The organism is Mucilaginibacter sp. Bleaf8 (assembly GCF_018390515.1).
Classification (GTDB): Bacteria; Bacteroidota; Bacteroidia; order Sphingobacteriales; family Sphingobacteriaceae; genus Mucilaginibacter.
The window spans coordinates 618,193-636,617 of the sequence record NZ_JAHBBK010000002.1 but is presented as its reverse complement, the minus strand read 5'-3'; the positions used below and the strand labels follow the sequence as shown (position 1 = coordinate 636,617).

Sequence of the window (18,425 nt, the reverse complement as noted above, 5' to 3'; positions counted from 1 at the left end):
GATAATTATTTGGCAAATAACTGCCCCATGTCCTTAAACGCTTTAAACTCCAACGCATTGCCCGATGGGTCAAGGAAAAACAAGGTAGCCTGTTCGCCGGGCTGCCCAACAAACCGAATTCCTGGTTCAACAATAAATTTGACCTGGTGTTGCTTTAAACGATCAACCAATGCATGCCATTCTTCCCACTCCAGCACCACGCCATAATGCGGTATGGGCACATCATGACCATCAACCGGATTGTAATGCGGCTGCTCTTGCATTTGCGGGCGGGGCTTATAATGTATCACAACCTGATGGCCATACAGGTTAAAATCAGTCCATATATCACTACTGCGACCTTCGCTGCAGCCAAGCACTTCGCGGTAAAAGCGGCGGGCTTCTTCCAGATCATATACCGGAACTGCAACATGGAACGGGGTTAACTTACTCATTGTTGGTATTGCCTGTTTAAAACGCTAATTTAAATAGTTGAATGATAAAAAGTGTGTCTTCAGTAATTGGTTCGAACAAAATGGTTTTTAAATTTCGCTGTTACTTATAGCTAACGGCTTTGTATTTTTGCAGCGTGAGTGCCGAAACCCCTAAAATCCCCAAGTTAACCACCACCCCCAAAAAGCCACAGCCGGCCCGCAAGCCCGCTGTGCGGAAGAAAGCGCCTGCCAAAAAGAAAAAAGCAGCGAACAATAGCTGGCCCATGAGTTTAAAAATAGCTATTGCCGGCCTGTTACTTGTTTTACTTTCGCCCTTTTACTATGGGTATGTGGTTAAGCTGTTTGCCTCTACCTGGCGCTGGGTACGGGATATCGGTACGGATCCAAATTACCGCACTTACAAAAGCTTTGCTATTGATATTCCGCGTAAGTATAACATACATGGTATTGATGTATCCTACGCGCAGGGTAAAATTGATTGGCACAAGGTGAAATCCATGCAGGAAGACAGCGTTCATATTACTTTCGCTTTTATAAAAGCAACCGAAGGTTTGTTAACGGTAGATCCATACTTCAAACGTAACTGGCGCGAAGCTGCTAAAACCGGCATTACCTGTGGCGCTTATCACTATTTCAGACCTTATAAAAGCGGTTTATGGCAAGCACGCTTCTTTTTACAAAATGTAGACGTGGAGCAAGGCGACTTACCCCTGGTGGTGGATATTGAACAATTGGATAACACCCAACCAGCCAAAATGCGACAGGAGCTGCAAACGTTTTTGAATCACATACAGAAAAAAACGCATGTGAAGCCCATTATTTACTCGGGCCTGAGCTTTTACCGCGATTACTTGCAAGGGTATTTTGACGAGTATCCGCTTTGGATTGCACATTATTACAAAGAAGAACTTAAAGCAGGAAAGAACACCAACTGGTGGTTTTGGCAACACTCGGACAAGGCCCACGTAAACGGCATTAATCATGCTGTTGATTTTAATGCCTTTAAAGGCGATAGCCTCACTTTTAGAGGTATGCTGATTCCGTAAACTGCTGTACATTTTGGCATTACAACTGAAAATTTTTCATTTTAAGACCATAAGAGAAATGAAAATTTGTCCGCGATTGCCAAGGTAAATCATTTGGCATTGAGCTTGTTATTGTACACATGAACACGTGTTCATAGAATTCTAATCAATTGTAGTCAATTCATTTTTAAAACTTTTAAGGAGAAAAAACTATGAGCTTGGTTAAATGGAATAATGAGAAAAAGAACCATGGCCTGATGCCTGAATTTACTGACATTTTTGAATCATTCTTCAACGATTCGTTTATGGCCGACCGCCTGATTACACGCGTTCCGGCGGTTAACATCAGTGAAACTCCGGAAGAATATCATGTAGAGCTGGCCGCCCCCGGCTTAAACAAACAGGATTTTAAAATATCAACCGAACGCAATATGCTAACCGTAGCTGTAGAGCAGCGTTCAGAAAATGCCGAAAGCAGCAAGAAATACAATAAACGCGAGTTTAGTTACAGCTCTTTCGTGCGCTCCTTCACCCTGCCTGAAAGTGCCGATGACAGTCGTATTGAAGCTACTTATACCGATGGTGTGCTACAACTAAGTATTCCCAAAAAAGAAGAAGCTAAAAGCATAAGCCGCCAAATTGAAATTAAATAAGTTGTTTTATATCTTTTTTTATAAAAGGGGCTTGCTATGGCAAGCCCCTCTTTATTTTGTAAACATAACACCAATAACTGGCTATCAGCCAATTACTAAATCTCAAAACAATAACCCGGCAATGCAGTTATGATCCTAAACTACAAAATTGAACAAAGAAAAATCTTTATATCTGGTTAACAATAAGTTATCTTTTAAAGGCAATCTTTGCCAAACTAATGCAAAATCAACTTGTTATAAAAGGTACCAATTATAAGTTTTCATGTTACATAAAATATTAATCCTGGATGATAATCAGGACATCCTTACTGTATTGGAGGAGGCCTTGACTGGGGAAGGTTATGAGGTAGTTACGCTGAATTATTGCGAGGATATAATAAAAAGCGTACAACAACACCAACCCGATTTAGTAATGCTCGACTTTTTACTGGCCGGCATTAACGGCGGCGAATTATGCCACCAAGTAAAAACCAATCCCCTTACCTCGGGTATACCGGTAGTTATCTTATCGGCCTACCCGCGTGTATTGGAATCGTTAGGCGATTACGGCTCAGACGCATTTGTGCAGAAACCATTTGATCTGGACAAGCTATTCTCGACCGTAAAACATTGCCTGGACGAAAAAGAGCACTTACAACTGCACTAACTTTTTAGTGCGCCTAAAAGAAAAAGCCACATGCTTAACATGTGGCTTTTTCTTTTAGGCGCTGGCTTGTTGCTCGGCCTGTTTCTTTTGCACGGTTTTGTGCGGACGGGTTTTACCAAACGACTTTTTGGTGATTTTCCCTTTTCTGGTCTTTCTATCTCCTTTTCCCATGTTAACTTTACTATAATTGAAATGATTAATACAGTTTGTTATATAACAGACAAGTTATAATCAGATAATGTTTAGTTTATGTGAAAAGCTTTTATATAGGCCTATATATCAATACTTTCCTATGCACTAAGCCATTCATCCCAATTATCAATTTGATAGTTGTAGTTAAGCACCTGGGTGGCCTTTATACTGGCAACGGTTTTCCACTGCTTTAATTCATCAATAAATTGCGGCATAGCCAAACCGGCTTTTTGAGCTGCAAGGGTATAAAAATGTGCCTTGCCAGGGTGATGCGGTGCTGAGGCATTGTAAGTTTGCCCGAAGGCTTGCTGCTTTATGATGGCAATGCTTAGTCCGATACAATCATGCAAATGAATGAGGTTTACAGGTGCCTGCCCGTTTGGGATATCCTTTTTGCCTGCAAAAAAGCGCCCCGGCTCCCGTCCCGGTCCTGCCAAGCCGGCAAAGCGAATAATCGTCGACGTAAAATCAGTTTGTTCCTGTAAATAGCTTTCAACACTTAACAGCACCCGGCCCGATTCTGTATCCGGTAATGGCGTATCTGCTTCGGTTACTTCGGAATTAACATCACCATAAACACCCGTTGAACTTATAAATACCACTTGCTTTACCTGGTATTGAACCGCAGCCTGAATAATACGCTTTATTTTCTCGTGATAACTGCCAGACTCGCCCTGCCTGCTGCGCGGCGGTATACTGATCCATAACACATCACAATCAAAAAATGCAGCATCATAGCCGGCAGCTTCGGATGTTACATCAATCAGGTAGGGCTGTATACCTGCTTTGTTAATCACAGGCAGTTTATCTTTGGTGGTTGTTGATCCTTTTACCTGATACCCTGCGGCCACAAGCGCCTCACCCAAAGGCAACCCATACCACCCGCACCCCAAAATACTGATTTTATTAATTGAAGTCATCAGAAACAAAGGTACACAACCTTTAATAGGCTTAACTGAATAACTAAAGAAAGAAGTCAGCTGCTTTCCGAAAACCTTTTCGCATTTTTTCATAAAGCGTATTGGCAAAAAAAGCATTTTAAACTATCAATGCCTCTGCATTAACCAGCTAACTTCCCTTAACACAATAATCGTTCATTAAGCGTATTAAATTGGTAAGTGACAACCGTTATACGCTAATTTCTCGCTTGTTTTTACCTGCGAAAGTGCTTTAACTTTACTGACATAAACCAATTATAATATCCCTATAGCTTATTATTTTCCAGCTAATTACCAGACGCTTAATATGCCGAGCTGGTTTGCCGATCCTATAGCATAATGTGTGGTCAGCCAGCATTGGTGCATTTTACTTTCAATTGAGTTTTCTTTCCATCTTATAGCTGCAGCAACGATGAGGATCACTATACCAATTATTAACCTTAAAAAATTAAAAGATGACGCTTTTTAAAACTACCGGTTTACTGGTATGCCTGCTTAGTGCGGCAAGTATTTCCTGCAAAAAGGAAAATCTGGTTACCGTTGCAGCTAATACAGATGAGGCAACCACTACACCAAAGTACAATACATCGGCCATTAATAGCAGCTGGACGGTTAACTGGAACAATCGTGCTAATGGTGCCACTTACACCACAGCGCAGGCCCAGGCCGATTTTGGCAATGTTACGGGCTGGAACGAATCGCGCGCTTACACCACTAATGGCAAGGATGGCAGCGTGGGCAGCCGTGTTACTTTATTACCCAACCAGCTATCCGGTGCGGGAGGTTTGGTAGCCAACGTAGATATATCAGATGGCTCAGCTTATGAAATGGATTATGATATTAAATTTCACAGCCAGTTTAACTGGGGCCGCGGCGGCAAGGTAGGCTTCGGCTTTTCGGTAGGCGAAGGCAATACCGGTGGCGATGCGGCCTGGGATGGCAACGGCGGTAGCTTACGCCTCATGTGGTACTCCCCTAACTCCAATCCCGACCGGGTGTACTTTCAGCCTTATTTGTACTACAAAGACATGAACGGCGGACCATCATCGGGCAACAATTATGGCGATAGTTTTGGAAGAAGTTACCCGTCATCGGGCGCGTTGGTTAAAGGTCAGTGGTATCATGTACACCTGTATATTAAAAGCAATACCGGCAGCAATACCGACGGCCACGTTCAAATTGTGATCAACGGAACGGTGGTGCTGGACCAGGATATCCGGTGGACAACCAATGATAGCCAGCGATTAATCAGAGGGCTAACCTTCCACACATTCCGCGGCGGTAGCCAGGATTACTGGAAAACATCAACCACCGATTATATTTATTATGACAACCTGGTGGTGCATAAAATAAGTTAAGCCACACAAATCGGAAAAGAAAACACCCGCTGCAATTTGCCAGCGGGTGTTTCTTTTTGTAGACTTGCTTTTTAACACTACAATAAACTATGAAAAAAATAGCGGTTGACATGGACGGCGTACTGGCCAACGTGTATGAATTATATCACCAGTTTCACGAACGTGATTTTGGTAAGCGCAAGCTACCCGAAGAAATAATGGGCATACCGGAAGGCGAGGCATTCCCTACCATACGGCAATTTATATATGAAACCGGCTTTTTCTTAAATGTTCCGGTAATAGAAGGCAGCCAGGAGGTGATGCGCAAGTTAAACCAGCAATATGAGCTATACATCGTATCGGCAGCTACTGAGTTTCCGAAAAGCTTACCGGAAAAACAAACCTGGCTGGGGCAGCATTTTCCGTTTATTAGCTGGCAGCAAATGGTATTTTGCGGAAGCAAAAAGGTAATCAAGGCAGACATTATGATTGATGATCATTTTAAGAATCTTGATTATTTTGAGGGCCAAACCTTACTATTCACCCAGCCGCACAACTGCCGTAATAACGATCATCAACATACCCGTGTGGATTCTTGGAGTGCGATTGAAAAGCTGTTGTTGTAAGCCATACAACCGGACTAAGGCATGCAGGCTCATATATAAAAACAGGGCTGATGGAACATAAGAACCAACAGCCCTATTTACTAACAAATTTATTTACCTAATGCATAAACCAATGAGAGGGTTATGCCATTGGTGAAAAAATTCAACCCTACTCCATCATTCTTGTCTACAATAGTAGCTTGCTCTCTTTTACTTGAGTTATACACCAATGACCCCATAGATGCTGTTAATCCAAGCTTTGAAGTTGGGAAATATACAAAATCAAGGCCTAAACCTGCGTAGAAGTTCTTCATCTTGAAGTCGTTATATAAACCATTTCCATTATAAGTTTTTCCTCGTTGCTTCTGATATTGCACAAATGGACCAGTACGAAATCCGACTTTGTTGTTATACAAAAGATATTTTCTTAAGTATAATCCTCCTGAAAAAGCAGTATACTTACTTTTATCAGCCGATGAATAATAACTGTCATTAGGTGCGAGATCATTGTATGAGTCTTTTTGCCAAGAATAAGCGCCATTAATTCCCAAATCTAAATTATCACTGATGAAATAGCTATAAGCCGGACCAATACCAAACGTAGTTGTTTTCACTGTGTACTTGTAGTAATTTTCATCTCCAATAGTTCCCTGACTAGTGGTTCTTTTGTTGTAATTGGCATTTAAACCACCGCCTAACAAGTGGTTACCTTTTTGTGTTTGTGCTTTAACGGTTAATGTAAAAGCTGCCAGAACAGGCAGCAGTACGAAAAGTTTTTTGTTCATAAATGATTTAAGTTGAATAATCCATTAACCGGCTATTCGACCTTTTAGTATGTACAAATGATTAAATATTTCTTGACCGGTTGATTTCAATGCAGGATAAGCTCATATTGAAGCAAATATTCACCTCCGCGATTATAAGTTAACCACCGGTTAAACTTGGCTACAATCTACAATCTTTGCAAACCTTTCGGCAATTTCTGCCTTTTTATGGTGCAAAACATTTAACTATAAAAACATCTACACTCCATGTACACCTTAGGCATCAACGCTGTTTTTCATGACTCGGCAGCGTGCATTATTAAAGACGGCCAGCTGCTTGCCGCTACAGAAGAAGAACGTTTTACCCACATTAAGCATGGCAAACGCCCAGTACCTTTCAGTACCTGGGAACTGCCTTTTCATGCAATTGACTACTGCCTGAAAATAGCCGGCATCCACATCAATGACGTGGACCATATTGCTTATTCTTTTGATCCTTATCAGCTCATCAGCGAGCAACACAAAGGCAAAGGCACTATCGATATTCCGTTCGAGCCATCAATTGATCCGGTTAATCAGGATTGGCTGAACGTTTGGGATCCGCTGTTTCTGTCGTCTATCATCAACGCTGTAGGACAGCTGAATGATGGCTGGCCGCACCATTTGCAAAAACGATTTGTTGGCGCTAACGTTCCGCGCGAAAAATGGCACTTTGTTGATCACCACGTAGCTCACGCTGCCAGCGCTTTCAACTGTTCACCATTTGAGCGTGCTGCCGTTATGACGGTTGACGGTCGCGGCGAAAACGCTACCACTACCTATAGCGTTGGTAACGGCCATGACCTGAAACGTATTGGCCAGGTTAACTTCCCTAACTCATTGGGTTTATTGTATGAAGAAGTAACCACCCACCTGGGTTTCTTGCATTCGTCAGACGAGTACAAAGTAATGGCCTTGGCCAGCTACGGAAAACCGGAGTTTGTAAAAGATTTTCGTGAGATTATCAAAGTTGGGCCTAACGGACAGTACACTATCGAAAATAAAAACTTTGTAGAGCGCTTTGGCCCTATGCGCCTGCGCCATGAAGAGTTCACCGCACACCATTTCAATATTGCGCATTCACTGCAACTGGTGCTGGAAGAAACGTTACTCGAAATTACCGACTGGCTGCAAAAAGAAACCGGCGAACAAAACCTGTGTATGGCTGGCGGTGTGGCGCTTAACTGCGTTGCCAATGCCCGCATACGCGATAAAGGTGCATTCCAGAACATTTGGGTACAGCCTGCATCTGGCGACGATGGTACCGCTTTAGGCGCAGCCCTTTGGGTTGATGCACAGCAGCGCAAAGCCACCAAGCGCGATTTCGTTATGGAGCATTGCTACTGGGGCCCTGAATATACCGACGAAGAGATTGAGAAATTCATGAAATGGTGCAAAGTGCCATACCGTAAACTAAATAACATCGCCGAAGAAACTGCTGATATATTGGCACAAGATAAAATCATCGGCTGGTATCAGGGTCGTATGGAGTTTGGTCCGCGGGCATTGGGCAGCCGTTCAATACTGGCATCGCCCATTAGTCCGGCTATGCAGCAACGCTTAAATGAGGTGAAAGACCGCGAAGATTTTCGCCCGGTTGCACCTGTAGTATTGGAGGAAGAAGCTGGTAACTGGTTCGAGAACGCCAGCTACTCGCCTTTTATGCTGTTTATTTATGATGTGAAGCCAGAAAAGGCTGATCAGATTCCGGCTGTACGCCATACTGACGGTACCGCCCGTATACAAACTGTGAATGAACGCCAGCACAAGAACTATTACGATTTGCTGAAAGCATTTCAACGTAAAACCGGCGTACCGGTATTGGTGAACACCTCATTCAATACCCTGGGTAAGCCAATTGTATGTACCCCACGCGATGCCATTGAGTGCTTCTGGTCATCCCCTTTTGACGCTTTGGTTATCGGTTCATTTGTGATTGAAAAATAATGCTTCGCATTTCTGTTGTTATTCCAACTTATCGTCGCCCCGATTTGCTTTTAAAATGCATCGGGGCGCTTGGTAATCAGGATATACCTGCTTCTGACTTTGAAATTATTGTGGTGAGCGATGGGCCTGATGATGCTACTGCCGCCGCTTTAGCCAACTTGCCTTACCAACCGGCCAACCTGCGCTTTTTGCCTATGCCCAAAAAAGGCGGGCCGGCTGCTGCGCGCAATTACGGTTGGCAACATGCCCAGGCAGCTTTGATTGCCTTTACAGATGATGATACCATACCATCGCCCCTGTGGCTTTCCGGTTATTTGCAGGCTTGGGATGGGTCGGCATTGGCTGCATTTACAGGTAAGGTAGTGGTACCGCTCCCCCCTCACCCAACCGACTTTGCACAAAACACCGCCGGATTGGAAACGGCCGACTTTGTAACGGCTAACTGCGCCTGCACCAAACAAGCGCTTTTAAAGGTAGGCGGTTTTGACGAACGCTTTGCCATGGCCTGGCGCGAAGACAGCGACCTACACTTTAAATTACTGCAAGCCAACATACCGCTACGCAAAATAGAGGAAGCTATGATTGTGCACCCCGTTCGCGAGGCGCCTTGGGGAGTAAGCATCAAAGAGCAAAAGAAGACGCTGTTTAATGCCCTGCTTTACAAAAAGTTTCCGGAATTATATCAGCAGCAAATACAGGCCAGGCCGCCGGTAACTTATTATGTGATGGTAGTTAGCTTTTTTGCAGCAATAATTACTTTGCTTGCCGGGCATACTATTACTGCACTGATATTATTTACCATATGGCTGATGTTTACACTTCAATTTACATTGAAACGTTTAGCGCATACCTCGCATTCAGCCCCCCATATTTATGAGATGCTCTACACCTCGGCCGTGATACCATTTGCATCGGTTTACTGGCATTTTTATGGATGCTGGAAGTATGGCGTTTGGTTCGGGTAAAAGATATATAGCTAAAATTGATTTGATTAAAAATTGTTCAAGGTTCGTTTATATAAAATAAACGAACCTTTTTTGCAAAGAGCCTGCCGATTAACGTTTTCGTCATATTCCAATGCGGGCACAAAAGATGCACCAAGAAGGCTAATCTATCTATTTCTAAAATAGGTTGTTTTAGTGTACGATGAATGGACAGTTCTTCCCCCTTCTCCTTTCTCTCCTTTTAGCCAGCTTATAAACCAAGTTACTAATCCAGCTAATAACACAAGCCCCAACAGGCAAAATATAAATAAATGCCGGTGCCACCAGTCTTTCCAATATTCACTGCTGGCACTATCTTTCTCTTGAGGCGTGCTGGTAATGGAGGTTACATAATAGTTATTAAAATAAGACTTTCCTATTTTTACTTTAATGAGGCGCTTGTTTCTAATTAAAAAATATGTTTCGCGTCCTGTTTTAAGATCTAAAGGCATATTATTCAAATAAGCTTCGGCTCTGCCGCCTGTAAACTTGCTTTTACTTGTGCGTGTCTTTTCAACACTTTCTAATCTTAAAAAATCTTCGTGTGTCCCTTTAAATACTGCGCTTAATAACATGTCAGCATCCGTACACGCCATTAGTAGAATCGCAAAAGAAAGGGCTGTTCCTAATGTTAGATTAAAAGCAAAATGGTACCATTTGTAATCGCTATTTGTAACCATTAATCGAATACAAATGTACAGGGCAACCAAAAAACAACCTATGCCAATTATCCATTTGAGCAACGCCGGTATGGTAACCTCAGTATACATATGCAACACAAACCCCGATAATGTAAATACGGTAACAAGAATGCCTACCAAAATCATCGACAGCATTAACTCTAAACGTTTCATTTAATAAAGTAAAGGTGTATACTCCATTGAATAAATAATAGAGCAATTTGTTTAGATCAAACTGAAAGTCATTCACTTACTATACTTTATTAGGTTTCTTTAGAAGCGATGGAAGTTAAAAGGCCCTTAGCAATTCGCGTTAAAATCAAAATGGCCTCTGTTTTACAACAGAGGCCATTTTGTTATTTAGTTAAATACTATTTTGCTGCTTTTTCGTCGTGTTCTTTTTCGATCCGCCGCCCGATTCATCTTTTAGATGCTTGCCGGCTGTTTTGTTGCTTACGCTTGGTGCACCTTTCTGGTGACTTTGCTGGCTTTCTCCTTTGTGTTTGGTTTTTGTACCATCAATGCCCTGGTCACTGATGTTGGTGTTGTTCTTGGTACTCATAGTTAGATAGTTTTAATTTAATTATTAATTAATAAATATCATGCCATACCTATTATTGCAGATCAATTACTTGCTTGATTTAGTATTATCAGCCTGCTCTTTATGTTTATCCATCACATCCATCACGTTTTCGGGCTTAATATCTTGAGCCAGTTCATTTAGTTCGGGGTGATGCGCATCATCGATGTCCATTTTTTTAGCTATGGCTGTAACCAACGAAACGATACGGGTTATCTCATGTTCGGCCAGCAAGCTCACTTGCAAGTCAAGATCAGCCCGACGGTCAGCCTGGGCGTTGGCCCTGTTCTGACTGATCAAAACAAACGTCGAAAGAAATATAGCTTCAACCGAAGCGAACATTGCTAATACCACGAAGGAAGGATCAAACGGTTTTAACCCAATCCATCCCAAATTCCAGATTACCCACAGCCCAAACAAGGTTAAATGTATATAAACAAACAGCATACTACCGGCAAAGCCCGTTATGCCATCGGCCAATTTCTGCTCTTTCGTGTTCTTTGATTCCTCCGCTTTACGGCGTTCCAGTAACGCCGTAATATTACGTTCCACAATTTGCGCCATGCCCGGCATTTGTGCACCTGTATTTTGATTTGCTTCCATAATAATTGGTGCATACTTTAATATGCCATTCAGTTAATACACTATAACATTAATAGATAGTGGCTACCATTGGTTTTAGATATATCACATTCATTATCAATATTTATCACCCATCAATTATTTAGATAACATTTCATTTAAATTTCGAAAACTGCTACTTTGCTCAAACATTCTACACCCGATAACTTTTTATTGAATATGACTACACAACCTGCAGATATATTTGAGCTGGCCCGTTTAAACAAGGCGGATGAGCTTAAACAAGCCCTGACCGATGCAGATGTAAATGCTACTGACGGCCGCGGATCCACAGCATTAATTATTGCCGCTTACCATAACAATGCCGAAGCGGTGGAAGCACTGCTGCAAGCCGGCGCTAACCCCGACCTGCAGGATGCCATGGGCAATTCGGCACTGATGGGCGTTTGCTTTAAAGGGTACACCGAAATTGGCCAACAGCTGCTGCAACATAATGCCACTGTAGATTTACCGAATGGCAACGGCGCAACGGCGCTTACCTTCGCCGCTACTTTTGGCCATATTGGTTTAATTGAACTTTTACTGAAACACGGCGCTGACAGGCACTTGCGCGACCGGTTTGGTAAAAGCCCGGTTGACTATGCACGTGTACAGGAAAACATTCCGGCACTGGAAATACTGGCCCCTGAACTGCTGGAAGACGAATAGGCTTTGCTGTTTAGGTATAAATACAAAAGCCCTGCTTATTAATATGAGCAGGGCTTTTTGTTAAGCGTTATGGTATTCACCTTTTTTAATTTCATGTGCAAAGCGCTCCTCCATGCGCCTCATTACCCGTGTGGCAGTAAGGCCATGCACTACAATAGATAATAGGATGGTGAAAGTCACGGTTGCCCAAAGCTCATCCGCGTACGGAAATTTGGCCTCCTTAAAAGCATAGCACAGGTAGTAAATTGACCCCATACCACGTATACCATAAAAGCTGATTACCCACTTTTCGCGACTATGGATCTCGCAGGGCATCAAACTCAGGTAACTGGTTAAGGGTCTTATAAAGAATACAAACAGAATAGAAAACATCACCATTTTCCAACTCAATACATCCAATACACCGCTAAATAAGCTACCCCCAAACAATAGCAGCACAATAGCCAGCATAATGCGCTCGGTTTGATCGGTAAAGGCATGCAAACGACTGTGATAGTGATGGCCGCTTTCGTAATTACGCAAGGTAATTGCCGATATAAACACGGCCACAAAGCCATAACCATGCAACAGTTCGGTTACGCCGTAAACCAGTAAGGTAAGCGATAACCCCACAAAGCCATCGCGTGTTTCAAGCATTTTATGCTGGTCTGAAACACGGAACACAATATAACCTAATAAGCGCCCTATCAAATGGCCAATGAGCAAGCCTATGCCCATGCGCAGCAAAAAATCATAACCCAACCAATGCCAAAGGTTGCCCGGGCCTGGATCAGCAATTTTATCTAAAGCAACAGCAAGCAATACAAAGGGAAGAGCCAGCCCATCGTTCATACCGGCCTCGGCCGTAAGAGCAAATTTGGTTTCAAAGCGCATCTTTTCATTAGGCGGGCCCACCTGCACATCCGATGCCAGTACCGGATCTGTTGGCGCCAGTGCGGCCGCCAGCAGCAGTGCCGATGCCAAACTGGGGCTAAGTAAGGCATAACCCAATACACCGGCTATGCCAATGCAGGCTACCATACCAATGGTTACCAGGCGCAACGGGCTTTGCCATTTTTTGAATGATAAAGGCCTGTCTATCTTAATGCCGGTGCCCATAAGCGATATAATAATCACCAGTTCGGACAGGTGCATGGCATAAGTAGAATTTTTACGGGGATCGGGAACAGGCAGGTCGTCTTTAAATATCGCATATACCAATGCCCCTAACAGCATGTATATTAAGGCATAGGATATGCCGGTCTTTTTTGTAAATGCAGGCATCCAGGCCATTCCCAGCGCAGCTATCCCTATAACAGCAATTATAACTTTGTAGTGATCCATAAAATATAGTTAGCCACGCTAAACACTATAGGTTACAAACAACTGTGGAAAAAGTTGACCATCAGGCTACCGCATTGTAAGCCGCATATCATACATTTGTAAATCAGCAGAAGGCCGTTTTAAGGATTGATGTTGGCAAATAGCTATCTATGGAAAGAAAAAAATCATTGGCGGGTACAGCAGCCAGTTTACGCAGACGCTTTCGGGAGCGTGTAACGGATTTCAAAAACGAACCCAGCGCTGAAGAAAAGCCAACGCTGGGCAAGTTTTTGCTATTTATTCTGCTGTTTTTAATATTAGGACTATTAGGCTTTTACATGATTGGCATTGATAATCTGTTCCAATTCCCTACCAACATGAGTTTAAGCCCGCAGGGGCCCTCTAATTAATTCCAGATCTGGTTATCACGCGTCAGTATCACCGGTTCTTTATCGGTTACCAGTATGGTATGCTCATGTTGTGCTACAAAGCTGCCATCTTTGGTAATATACGTCCAGCCATCGCCTTTATCGTGCGTGTAGGTGGCTTTGGTGGATATGAATGTTTCGATTGCCACTACCGAATTTTTGCGGAAGCGCGAAAGGTTAAGCCTGTCGTGATAGTTGGCAATGTAATGCGGCGCTTCGTGCAAGCTACGGCCCACACCGTGCCCGCATAGGTTTTTGATAACCGTAAAGCCACGTTTTTTAGCTTCCGTTTCAATCAGCCTTCCTATCTCGTTGATCTTTACGCCGCCTTTGATCTGATAAATGGCTTTATATAAAATATCTTTCGAAGCCTCAACCAGCGGACTCAAATTTTGCGTGTCCTCACCTAATATAAATGAGCCGCCATTGTCGGCATAATAACCATCCAATTCTGCAGAAACATCAATATTAATTAAGTCGCCTTCCTTTAAGATAGTTTGTTTGGATGGGATACCATGCGCTACCTCGGTATTTACGCTGATACAGGCACAGCCCGGAAAGTTGTAAACTAATTGCGGCGCAGGGCGCGCACCAAACTGCTGTAGTATAGCAGCACCATATAGATCCAATTCATAGGTATTCATGCCTGGTTTAGCATACTCACGCATGGCTCTTAATGTTTGTGCCACCGCCTCACTAACCCGGCTCATCCCCAAAAGGTCATTTTCTGATTCTATAGACATAGACTTTTACTTTTGTTCAAAGTTAGCAAAAGTAACGTGATAAGCCTTATTGCAAGTAATCGGCCTTGCTTTTACGGGGCACAAGTTACGCTGCCATTATGAAATGTGTGATTCTTTACAAACCAACTAATTCTTCGTTAAGCTCCATTGGATTGTTGAGCAAATTTCTAATAGCTGCAACAATATCATTGGCGCTTGGCATAGCAGTAGATTGCTGATTAAAAAGCTTGTTTACATGCACAATAACTTCATTTTTACTCTGCGCCTCAGCCGGAATACTAAAGGGCAACACTTTGCAGGCCACCCGCCACGGCGTATGCTGCGGATTGGTAAGCGCATATAGTACTACAGTAGGCGTACCTGTAGCCGCAGCTATGTGGATTGTACCGGTATTCACCGAAACCAGCATAGGTGCCTGCTTAATGAGAGCAGCAAACTCGTCCAGTTTGAATTGACCTGCAACGCTATATACACCTTGCCCAGCCATGTGCTGTATATTTTGCGCAAGCGCCTGCTCTGAGGCTGCACCGGTTAACAGCACCTGGTATCCTAATTCGTCAACCACCTGCCGGGCAGCCTTTGCCCACTTGTCCGCCGGATACTCGCGCTTAGGTTCACTTACGCCTGGGTGCATCAACAGCCAAGGTTTGTGCGTATCAACTTCTAAGGCCTGTAGTTTTTGCGCTACCTGCGGCCAAACACCAGGTACATCAAGGCTCAAACGCTCACTATTGGTAACGGCCCCCACGGCGGTTACCAGGTCCAGATCCCGGCGCACCTGATGGCGAATTAGATCGTAAGGCTCCTTATCGGGAACCCAGTTGGTAAGCAGTTGGTAAGGGTTTTCGCGGCAATAAGCCAACCGTAAAGGAATACCAGCCAGATAGGCCAGCATTACCGTAGGCATCGGGTTTTGACTATAAACGGTAAATATAACAGCGGCATCAAACGCTTTTTCCTTCAATTGTGCCACAACATCCAGTACGGCCGCTTCGCCGTTCACTTGCGTGGTTTTTATCCACGGAACATCGAATGTAATTACATCGTCTATCTCGGGAATCTGGCGGGCTATACCGGCCGCCATGGCCGAGGTAAGCACCGTGATTTTTGCATCGAAGGTTTCTTTAAGGGCTCGAATAGCAGGCGTGGTCATCAGCAAATCGCCCATATTATCGGGACGTATCACCAGGATATTCTTACAGGCCGACCAGTTATTTATCATGTATAAAGCAGGAGTTGATTGCTAACGGTTAAGCAGAAACAAGGCTTTTTTGTTTGCGAAAATATTGCTGCGTTATGCAATAACAACCGCATGGTGTAACAAAATACTGTTCAAAATTCAAACACAGGCACTTAAATTTTGTATTGTTAAATAAGTATTTATATTTGCAACGCTCATCCACAAGATAGCTATAAAAATGAACGGTTACACTTTACATCATCTTCATCTGCACCATCGCCCCCTGTGGCGATAATTGATGATGTATGTTTCTACGTGAAATAACAACCCCCGTTTCTTATATTTTTTATAGCACCAAATTCCCAATACGTGAAAACACTTAAAATAGCTATCCAGAAATCTGGAAGGCTCAACGAAAAATCTGTAGAGCTGCTTAAAAACTGTGGCCTTAACTTTGAAAATTACAAAAGCTCGTTAATATCGCCGGTATCTAATTTTCCGCTCGAAATTCTGTTTCTGCGCGATGATGATATTCCTGAATACGTACAGGATGGCATTGCCGATTTAGGCATTGTTGGCGAAAACGTTATACAGGAAACCGAAGTGGATGTAGCCTACCTGCAACGCTTAGGCTTTGGCAGATGCTCGCTCAAAATTGCGGTGCAAAATACCAGTAATATGGAGAGTATCTCCGAACTGGATGGTAAATCAATTGCTACCTCCTACCCTAACATTCTAAGCAAATACTTACAGCAAAATAACGTACAGGCCGATATCCGCACTATTTCCGGTTCTGTTGAAATATCGCCGGGCTTGGGCTTGGCCGATGCCATTTGCGATTTGGTATCAACCGGTGGTACGTTAAAAAGCAACGGACTGAAACCTTTTGCCGATGTGATGTCATCCGAAGCGGTGCTGATTGGCCGCAAGGGCAGCGAAAATGAGGATCTGATACAGGAACTGATTGCCCGAGTGCAGTCGGTACTACGCGCTAAAGAAACCAAATATGTGGTACTTAATGTGGAGCGCAAAAATTTAGAAGCCGTTGTTAAACTGCTGCCAGGCGTAAAAAGCCCGTCGGTAGTGCCGTTGGCCGAGGCCGAATGGGTTGCGGTGCACACGGTAATTCCTGAACGCGATTTCTGGGATCGGATTAGCCAACTGAAACAGGCCGGCGCACAAGGCATTGTAGTAATGCCAATCGAGAAAATCATTCTGTAAATCAAGCTCAGGCCCCATAACATAGGGGCATGAACTTAAATAGCTATATAAATGCTTAAAGTTTATAATTACGCCAATTTAAGTAAGTCTGAAGTACATGAGCTGGTGCAACGCAACGTTGACCCGGCCAATGAGATACGCAGTGTAGTAGAACAGATTATTGACACGGTGCATCAGCAAGGTGACCGTGCCTTATTTGATTACGCTTTACGTTTTGACAAGGTAACACTCAGTAAGCTGTATTTGGATAAAGATGAGCTGGCCGAAATTGCTTCGGCCCTATTGCCTGAGCAAAAATCGGCACTTGAAGTGGCTTATCAGAACATCTATAAATTTCACGAAAGCCAGCTGAAAGTTGAGGACAAGATAGAAACCATGCCGGGGGTAACTTGCTGGCGTGAATTACGGCCTATTGAAAAAGTAGGTTTGTACATTCCGGGCGGTACAGCTGTTTTACCGAGCACTTTCCTAATGCTGGGCATACCGGCCCGCATAGCTGGCTGCCACGAAATTGTGGTTTGTTCGCCGCCGCAAAATCACGGTAAGGTGAATGCTTTTATTGCTTACGTTGCTCAGTTGTTAAATATTGACCGCATTTACCTGATTGGTGGTGCGCAGGCTATTGCCGCAATGGCCTATGGTACGGAGAGCGTAACCAAGGTGGATAAGATATTTGGCCCCGGCAACCAGTTTGTCACCAAGGCAAAAACCATTATCCAGTCTACCACCGTTACCGCTATTGATATGCCCGCGGGCCCGTCAGAAGTGTTGGTGATTGCGGATGAAACATCTAATCCGGCATACATAGCGGCCGATCTGCTGGCTCAGGCCGAGCATGGTGTGGATAGCCAAAGCATTTTGGTAGCTACATCGGCTGATATTATACAGGCTACCATTGCGGAGCTTGAAAAGCAATTACCTGTGCTGCCCCGGGCCGAAATAGCCGGGCAAGCCATAGCCAATTCATACGCTGTTATTGTAAACAGCCTGGATGAGGCCATGCAATTTAGCAATCAGTACGCACCAGAGCATTTAATTTTAGCTACCGATAACTGGCAGCAAATTACAAGTAAAATCATCAACGCCGGTTCCGTATTTTTAGGTAACCAAACGCCCGAAAGCGTGGGCGATTATGCCTCGGGCACTAATCATACCCTGCCTACCAGCGCTTATGCCAAGGCCTATTCGGGTGTGTCGGTCGATTCGTTTGTGAAGAAAATTACTTTCCAGCATTTAACGCCGGAAGGCATACAAAACATTGGTCCGCATGTAGAGATACTGGCTGATTTGGAGGGATTGCATGCGCACCGCAATGCGGTAAGTGTAAGAACTCATCAGCAGTAATCAAACACTTATATATTGTGAGCGATAGCAGGGCAATCTTATCATTAAGACTATAGAAGTGACAGAATTGCTTTGCTTTCGCAATGACATTCCA

21 protein-coding genes are annotated in these 18,425 nt (G+C 43.7%); 11 read left to right on the top strand and 10 right to left on the bottom strand.

All coding sequences use genetic code 11. The features are described from left to right. Window positions 1-5: 5 nt before the first annotated feature. Entirely contained in the window at window positions 6-434 is a 429-nt protein-coding gene (locus KHS38_RS11465; protein WP_213488683.1) for a VOC family protein, read from the bottom strand. Window positions 435-568: 134 nt separating this feature from the next. Between KHS38_RS11465 and KHS38_RS11460 the strand changes: the two genes are divergently transcribed. The 3 genes from KHS38_RS11460 to KHS38_RS11450 all read left to right on the top strand — a co-directional run bounded on the left by KHS38_RS11460 (window position 569) and on the right by KHS38_RS11450 (window position 2,758). Further along, the gene (locus tag KHS38_RS11460; RefSeq protein ID WP_349627925.1) at window positions 569-1,480 is read left to right on the top strand and encodes a glycoside hydrolase family 25 protein; all 912 of its coding nucleotides are present in this window, start codon (window positions 569-571) and stop codon (window positions 1,478-1,480) included. A gap of 191 nt (window positions 1,481-1,671) precedes the next feature. After that, window positions 1,672-2,112 carry an Hsp20/alpha crystallin family protein gene (locus tag KHS38_RS11455; RefSeq protein WP_213488682.1) on the top strand — a complete coding sequence of 147 codons (441 nt, stop codon included), beginning with the start codon at window positions 1,672-1,674 and terminating at the stop codon, window positions 2,110-2,112. Window positions 2,113-2,374: 262 nt separating this feature from the next. After that, window positions 2,375-2,758 (top strand): response regulator, encoded by a 384-nt coding sequence (locus KHS38_RS11450; protein ID WP_213488681.1) that lies wholly within the window; start codon window positions 2,375-2,377, stop codon window positions 2,756-2,758. Between the two features lie 54 nt (window positions 2,759-2,812). Here the strand turns inward: KHS38_RS11450 and KHS38_RS11445 are convergent, their stop codons facing one another. Together KHS38_RS11445 and KHS38_RS11440 are read right to left on the bottom strand one after the other, a co-directional pair. After that, complete coding sequence (locus tag KHS38_RS11445) at window positions 2,813-2,929, bottom strand: 30S ribosomal protein THX (RefSeq protein ID WP_213488680.1); 117 nt, start codon at window positions 2,927-2,929, stop codon at window positions 2,813-2,815. A 119-nt stretch (window positions 2,930-3,048) separates the two neighbouring features. Further along, window positions 3,049-3,870, bottom strand: coding sequence for an SDR family oxidoreductase (locus KHS38_RS11440; protein ID WP_213488679.1), 822 nt, complete (start codon window positions 3,868-3,870; stop codon window positions 3,049-3,051). Window positions 3,871-4,343: 473 nt separating this feature from the next. Here KHS38_RS11440 and KHS38_RS11435 point away from each other — a divergent pair, with 473 nt between their 5' ends. Next, window positions 4,344-5,246: a polysaccharide lyase gene (locus KHS38_RS11435; protein ID WP_213488678.1), complete on the top strand. Its 903-nt coding sequence runs from the start codon at window positions 4,344-4,346 to the stop codon at window positions 5,244-5,246. 89 nt (window positions 5,247-5,335) lie between these two features. Next, on the top strand, window positions 5,336-5,851 hold the full coding sequence (locus KHS38_RS11430; protein WP_213488677.1) for a 5' nucleotidase, NT5C type: 516 nt from the start codon (window positions 5,336-5,338) through the stop codon (window positions 5,849-5,851). Between the two features lie 89 nt (window positions 5,852-5,940). Here the strand turns inward: KHS38_RS11430 and KHS38_RS11425 are convergent, their stop codons facing one another. After that, complete coding sequence (locus KHS38_RS11425; protein WP_213488676.1) at window positions 5,941-6,615, bottom strand: hypothetical protein; 675 nt, start codon at window positions 6,613-6,615, stop codon at window positions 5,941-5,943. Window positions 6,616-6,861: 246 nt separating this feature from the next. Between KHS38_RS11425 and KHS38_RS11420 the strand changes: the two genes are divergently transcribed. Next, a complete protein-coding gene (locus KHS38_RS11420; protein ID WP_213488675.1) occupies window positions 6,862-8,580 on the top strand; it encodes a carbamoyltransferase family protein in 1,719 nt (572 codons plus the stop codon). Then, window positions 8,580-9,545 carry a glycosyltransferase family 2 protein gene (locus tag KHS38_RS11415; RefSeq protein ID WP_213488674.1) on the top strand — a complete coding sequence of 322 codons (966 nt, stop codon included), beginning with the start codon at window positions 8,580-8,582 and terminating at the stop codon, window positions 9,543-9,545. The genes KHS38_RS11420 and KHS38_RS11415 overlap by 1 nt, the downstream gene beginning before the upstream one ends. A gap of 146 nt (window positions 9,546-9,691) precedes the next feature. On the opposite strand, the gene KHS38_RS11410 is transcribed toward KHS38_RS11415, so the two are convergent. The 3 genes from KHS38_RS11410 to KHS38_RS11400 form a co-directional block, all read right to left on the bottom strand. Further along, window positions 9,692-10,417, bottom strand: a complete 726-nt coding sequence (locus tag KHS38_RS11410) for a hypothetical protein (protein ID WP_213488673.1) — start codon at window positions 10,415-10,417, stop codon at window positions 9,692-9,694. 190 nt (window positions 10,418-10,607) lie between these two features. Beyond that, complete coding sequence (locus KHS38_RS11405; protein WP_213488672.1) at window positions 10,608-10,805, bottom strand: hypothetical protein; 198 nt, start codon at window positions 10,803-10,805, stop codon at window positions 10,608-10,610. A gap of 66 nt (window positions 10,806-10,871) precedes the next feature. Then, window positions 10,872-11,426 carry a DUF1003 domain-containing protein gene (locus KHS38_RS11400; RefSeq protein WP_213488671.1) on the bottom strand — a complete coding sequence of 185 codons (555 nt, stop codon included), beginning with the start codon at window positions 11,424-11,426 and terminating at the stop codon, window positions 10,872-10,874. 198 nt (window positions 11,427-11,624) lie between these two features. On the opposite strand from KHS38_RS11400, the gene KHS38_RS11395 reads away from it, so the two are divergent. Beyond that, window positions 11,625-12,113 (top strand): ankyrin repeat domain-containing protein, encoded by a 489-nt coding sequence (locus tag KHS38_RS11395; protein WP_213488670.1) that lies wholly within the window; start codon window positions 11,625-11,627, stop codon window positions 12,111-12,113. Between the two features lie 60 nt (window positions 12,114-12,173). On the opposite strand, the gene KHS38_RS11390 is transcribed toward KHS38_RS11395, so the two are convergent. Next, entirely contained in the window at window positions 12,174-13,436 is a 1,263-nt protein-coding gene (locus KHS38_RS11390; protein ID WP_213488669.1) for a cation:proton antiporter, read from the bottom strand. Window positions 13,437-13,585: 149 nt separating this feature from the next. Here KHS38_RS11390 and KHS38_RS11385 point away from each other — a divergent pair, with 149 nt between their 5' ends. After that, on the top strand, window positions 13,586-13,825 hold the full coding sequence (locus KHS38_RS11385; RefSeq protein ID WP_213488668.1) for a hypothetical protein: 240 nt from the start codon (window positions 13,586-13,588) through the stop codon (window positions 13,823-13,825). On the opposite strand, the gene map is transcribed toward KHS38_RS11385, so the two are convergent. Then, on the bottom strand, window positions 13,822-14,586 hold the full coding sequence (gene map / locus KHS38_RS11380) for a type I methionyl aminopeptidase (RefSeq protein ID WP_213488667.1): 765 nt from the start codon (window positions 14,584-14,586) through the stop codon (window positions 13,822-13,824). The two genes, KHS38_RS11385 and map, sit on opposite strands and share 4 nt — an antisense overlap. Window positions 14,587-14,701: 115 nt before the next feature. Continuing rightward, window positions 14,702-15,808 (bottom strand): glycosyltransferase family 9 protein, encoded by a 1,107-nt coding sequence (locus tag KHS38_RS11375; protein ID WP_213488666.1) that lies wholly within the window; start codon window positions 15,806-15,808, stop codon window positions 14,702-14,704. Window positions 15,809-16,135: 327 nt separating this feature from the next. On the opposite strand from KHS38_RS11375, the gene hisG reads away from it, so the two are divergent. Both hisG and hisD read left to right on the top strand, forming a co-directional pair. Further along, complete coding sequence (gene hisG / locus KHS38_RS11370; protein ID WP_213488665.1) at window positions 16,136-16,987, top strand: ATP phosphoribosyltransferase; 852 nt, start codon at window positions 16,136-16,138, stop codon at window positions 16,985-16,987. Window positions 16,988-17,038: 51 nt separating this feature from the next. Continuing rightward, a complete protein-coding gene (gene hisD, locus KHS38_RS11365) occupies window positions 17,039-18,331 on the top strand; it encodes a histidinol dehydrogenase (RefSeq protein WP_213488664.1) in 1,293 nt (430 codons plus the stop codon). Window positions 18,332-18,425: the final 94 nt, after the last annotated feature.

Coding starts and splice junctions, on each gene's coding strand:
- KHS38_RS11465 (WP_213488683.1), bottom strand. CDS start 434: ATGAGTAAGTTAACCCCGTTCCATGTTGCAGTTCCGGTATATGATCTG.
- KHS38_RS11455 (WP_213488682.1), top strand. CDS start 1,672: ATGAGCTTGGTTAAATGGAATAATGAGAAAAAGAACCATGGCCTGATG.
- KHS38_RS11450 (WP_213488681.1), top strand. CDS start 2,375: ATGTTACATAAAATATTAATCCTGGATGATAATCAGGACATCCTTACT.
- KHS38_RS11445 (WP_213488680.1), bottom strand. CDS start 2,929: ATGGGAAAAGGAGATAGAAAGACCAGAAAAGGGAAAATCACCAAAAAG.
- KHS38_RS11440 (WP_213488679.1), bottom strand. CDS start 3,870: ATGACTTCAATTAATAAAATCAGTATTTTGGGGTGCGGGTGGTATGGG.
- KHS38_RS11435 (WP_213488678.1), top strand. CDS start 4,344: ATGACGCTTTTTAAAACTACCGGTTTACTGGTATGCCTGCTTAGTGCG.
- KHS38_RS11430 (WP_213488677.1), top strand. CDS start 5,336: ATGAAAAAAATAGCGGTTGACATGGACGGCGTACTGGCCAACGTGTAT.
- KHS38_RS11425 (WP_213488676.1), bottom strand. CDS start 6,615: ATGAACAAAAAACTTTTCGTACTGCTGCCTGTTCTGGCAGCTTTTACA.
- KHS38_RS11420 (WP_213488675.1), top strand. CDS start 6,862: ATGTACACCTTAGGCATCAACGCTGTTTTTCATGACTCGGCAGCGTGC.
- KHS38_RS11415 (WP_213488674.1), top strand. CDS start 8,580: ATGCTTCGCATTTCTGTTGTTATTCCAACTTATCGTCGCCCCGATTTG.
- KHS38_RS11410 (WP_213488673.1), bottom strand. CDS start 10,417: ATGAAACGTTTAGAGTTAATGCTGTCGATGATTTTGGTAGGCATTCTT.
- KHS38_RS11405 (WP_213488672.1), bottom strand. CDS start 10,805: ATGAGTACCAAGAACAACACCAACATCAGTGACCAGGGCATTGATGGT.
- KHS38_RS11400 (WP_213488671.1), bottom strand. CDS start 11,426: ATGGAAGCAAATCAAAATACAGGTGCACAAATGCCGGGCATGGCGCAA.
- KHS38_RS11395 (WP_213488670.1), top strand. CDS start 11,625: ATGACTACACAACCTGCAGATATATTTGAGCTGGCCCGTTTAAACAAG.
- KHS38_RS11390 (WP_213488669.1), bottom strand. CDS start 13,436: ATGGATCACTACAAAGTTATAATTGCTGTTATAGGGATAGCTGCGCTG.
- KHS38_RS11385 (WP_213488668.1), top strand. CDS start 13,586: ATGGAAAGAAAAAAATCATTGGCGGGTACAGCAGCCAGTTTACGCAGA.
- map (WP_213488667.1), bottom strand. CDS start 14,586: ATGTCTATAGAATCAGAAAATGACCTTTTGGGGATGAGCCGGGTTAGT.
- KHS38_RS11375 (WP_213488666.1), bottom strand. CDS start 15,808: ATGATAAATAACTGGTCGGCCTGTAAGAATATCCTGGTGATACGTCCC.
- hisD (WP_213488664.1), top strand. CDS start 17,039: ATGCTTAAAGTTTATAATTACGCCAATTTAAGTAAGTCTGAAGTACAT.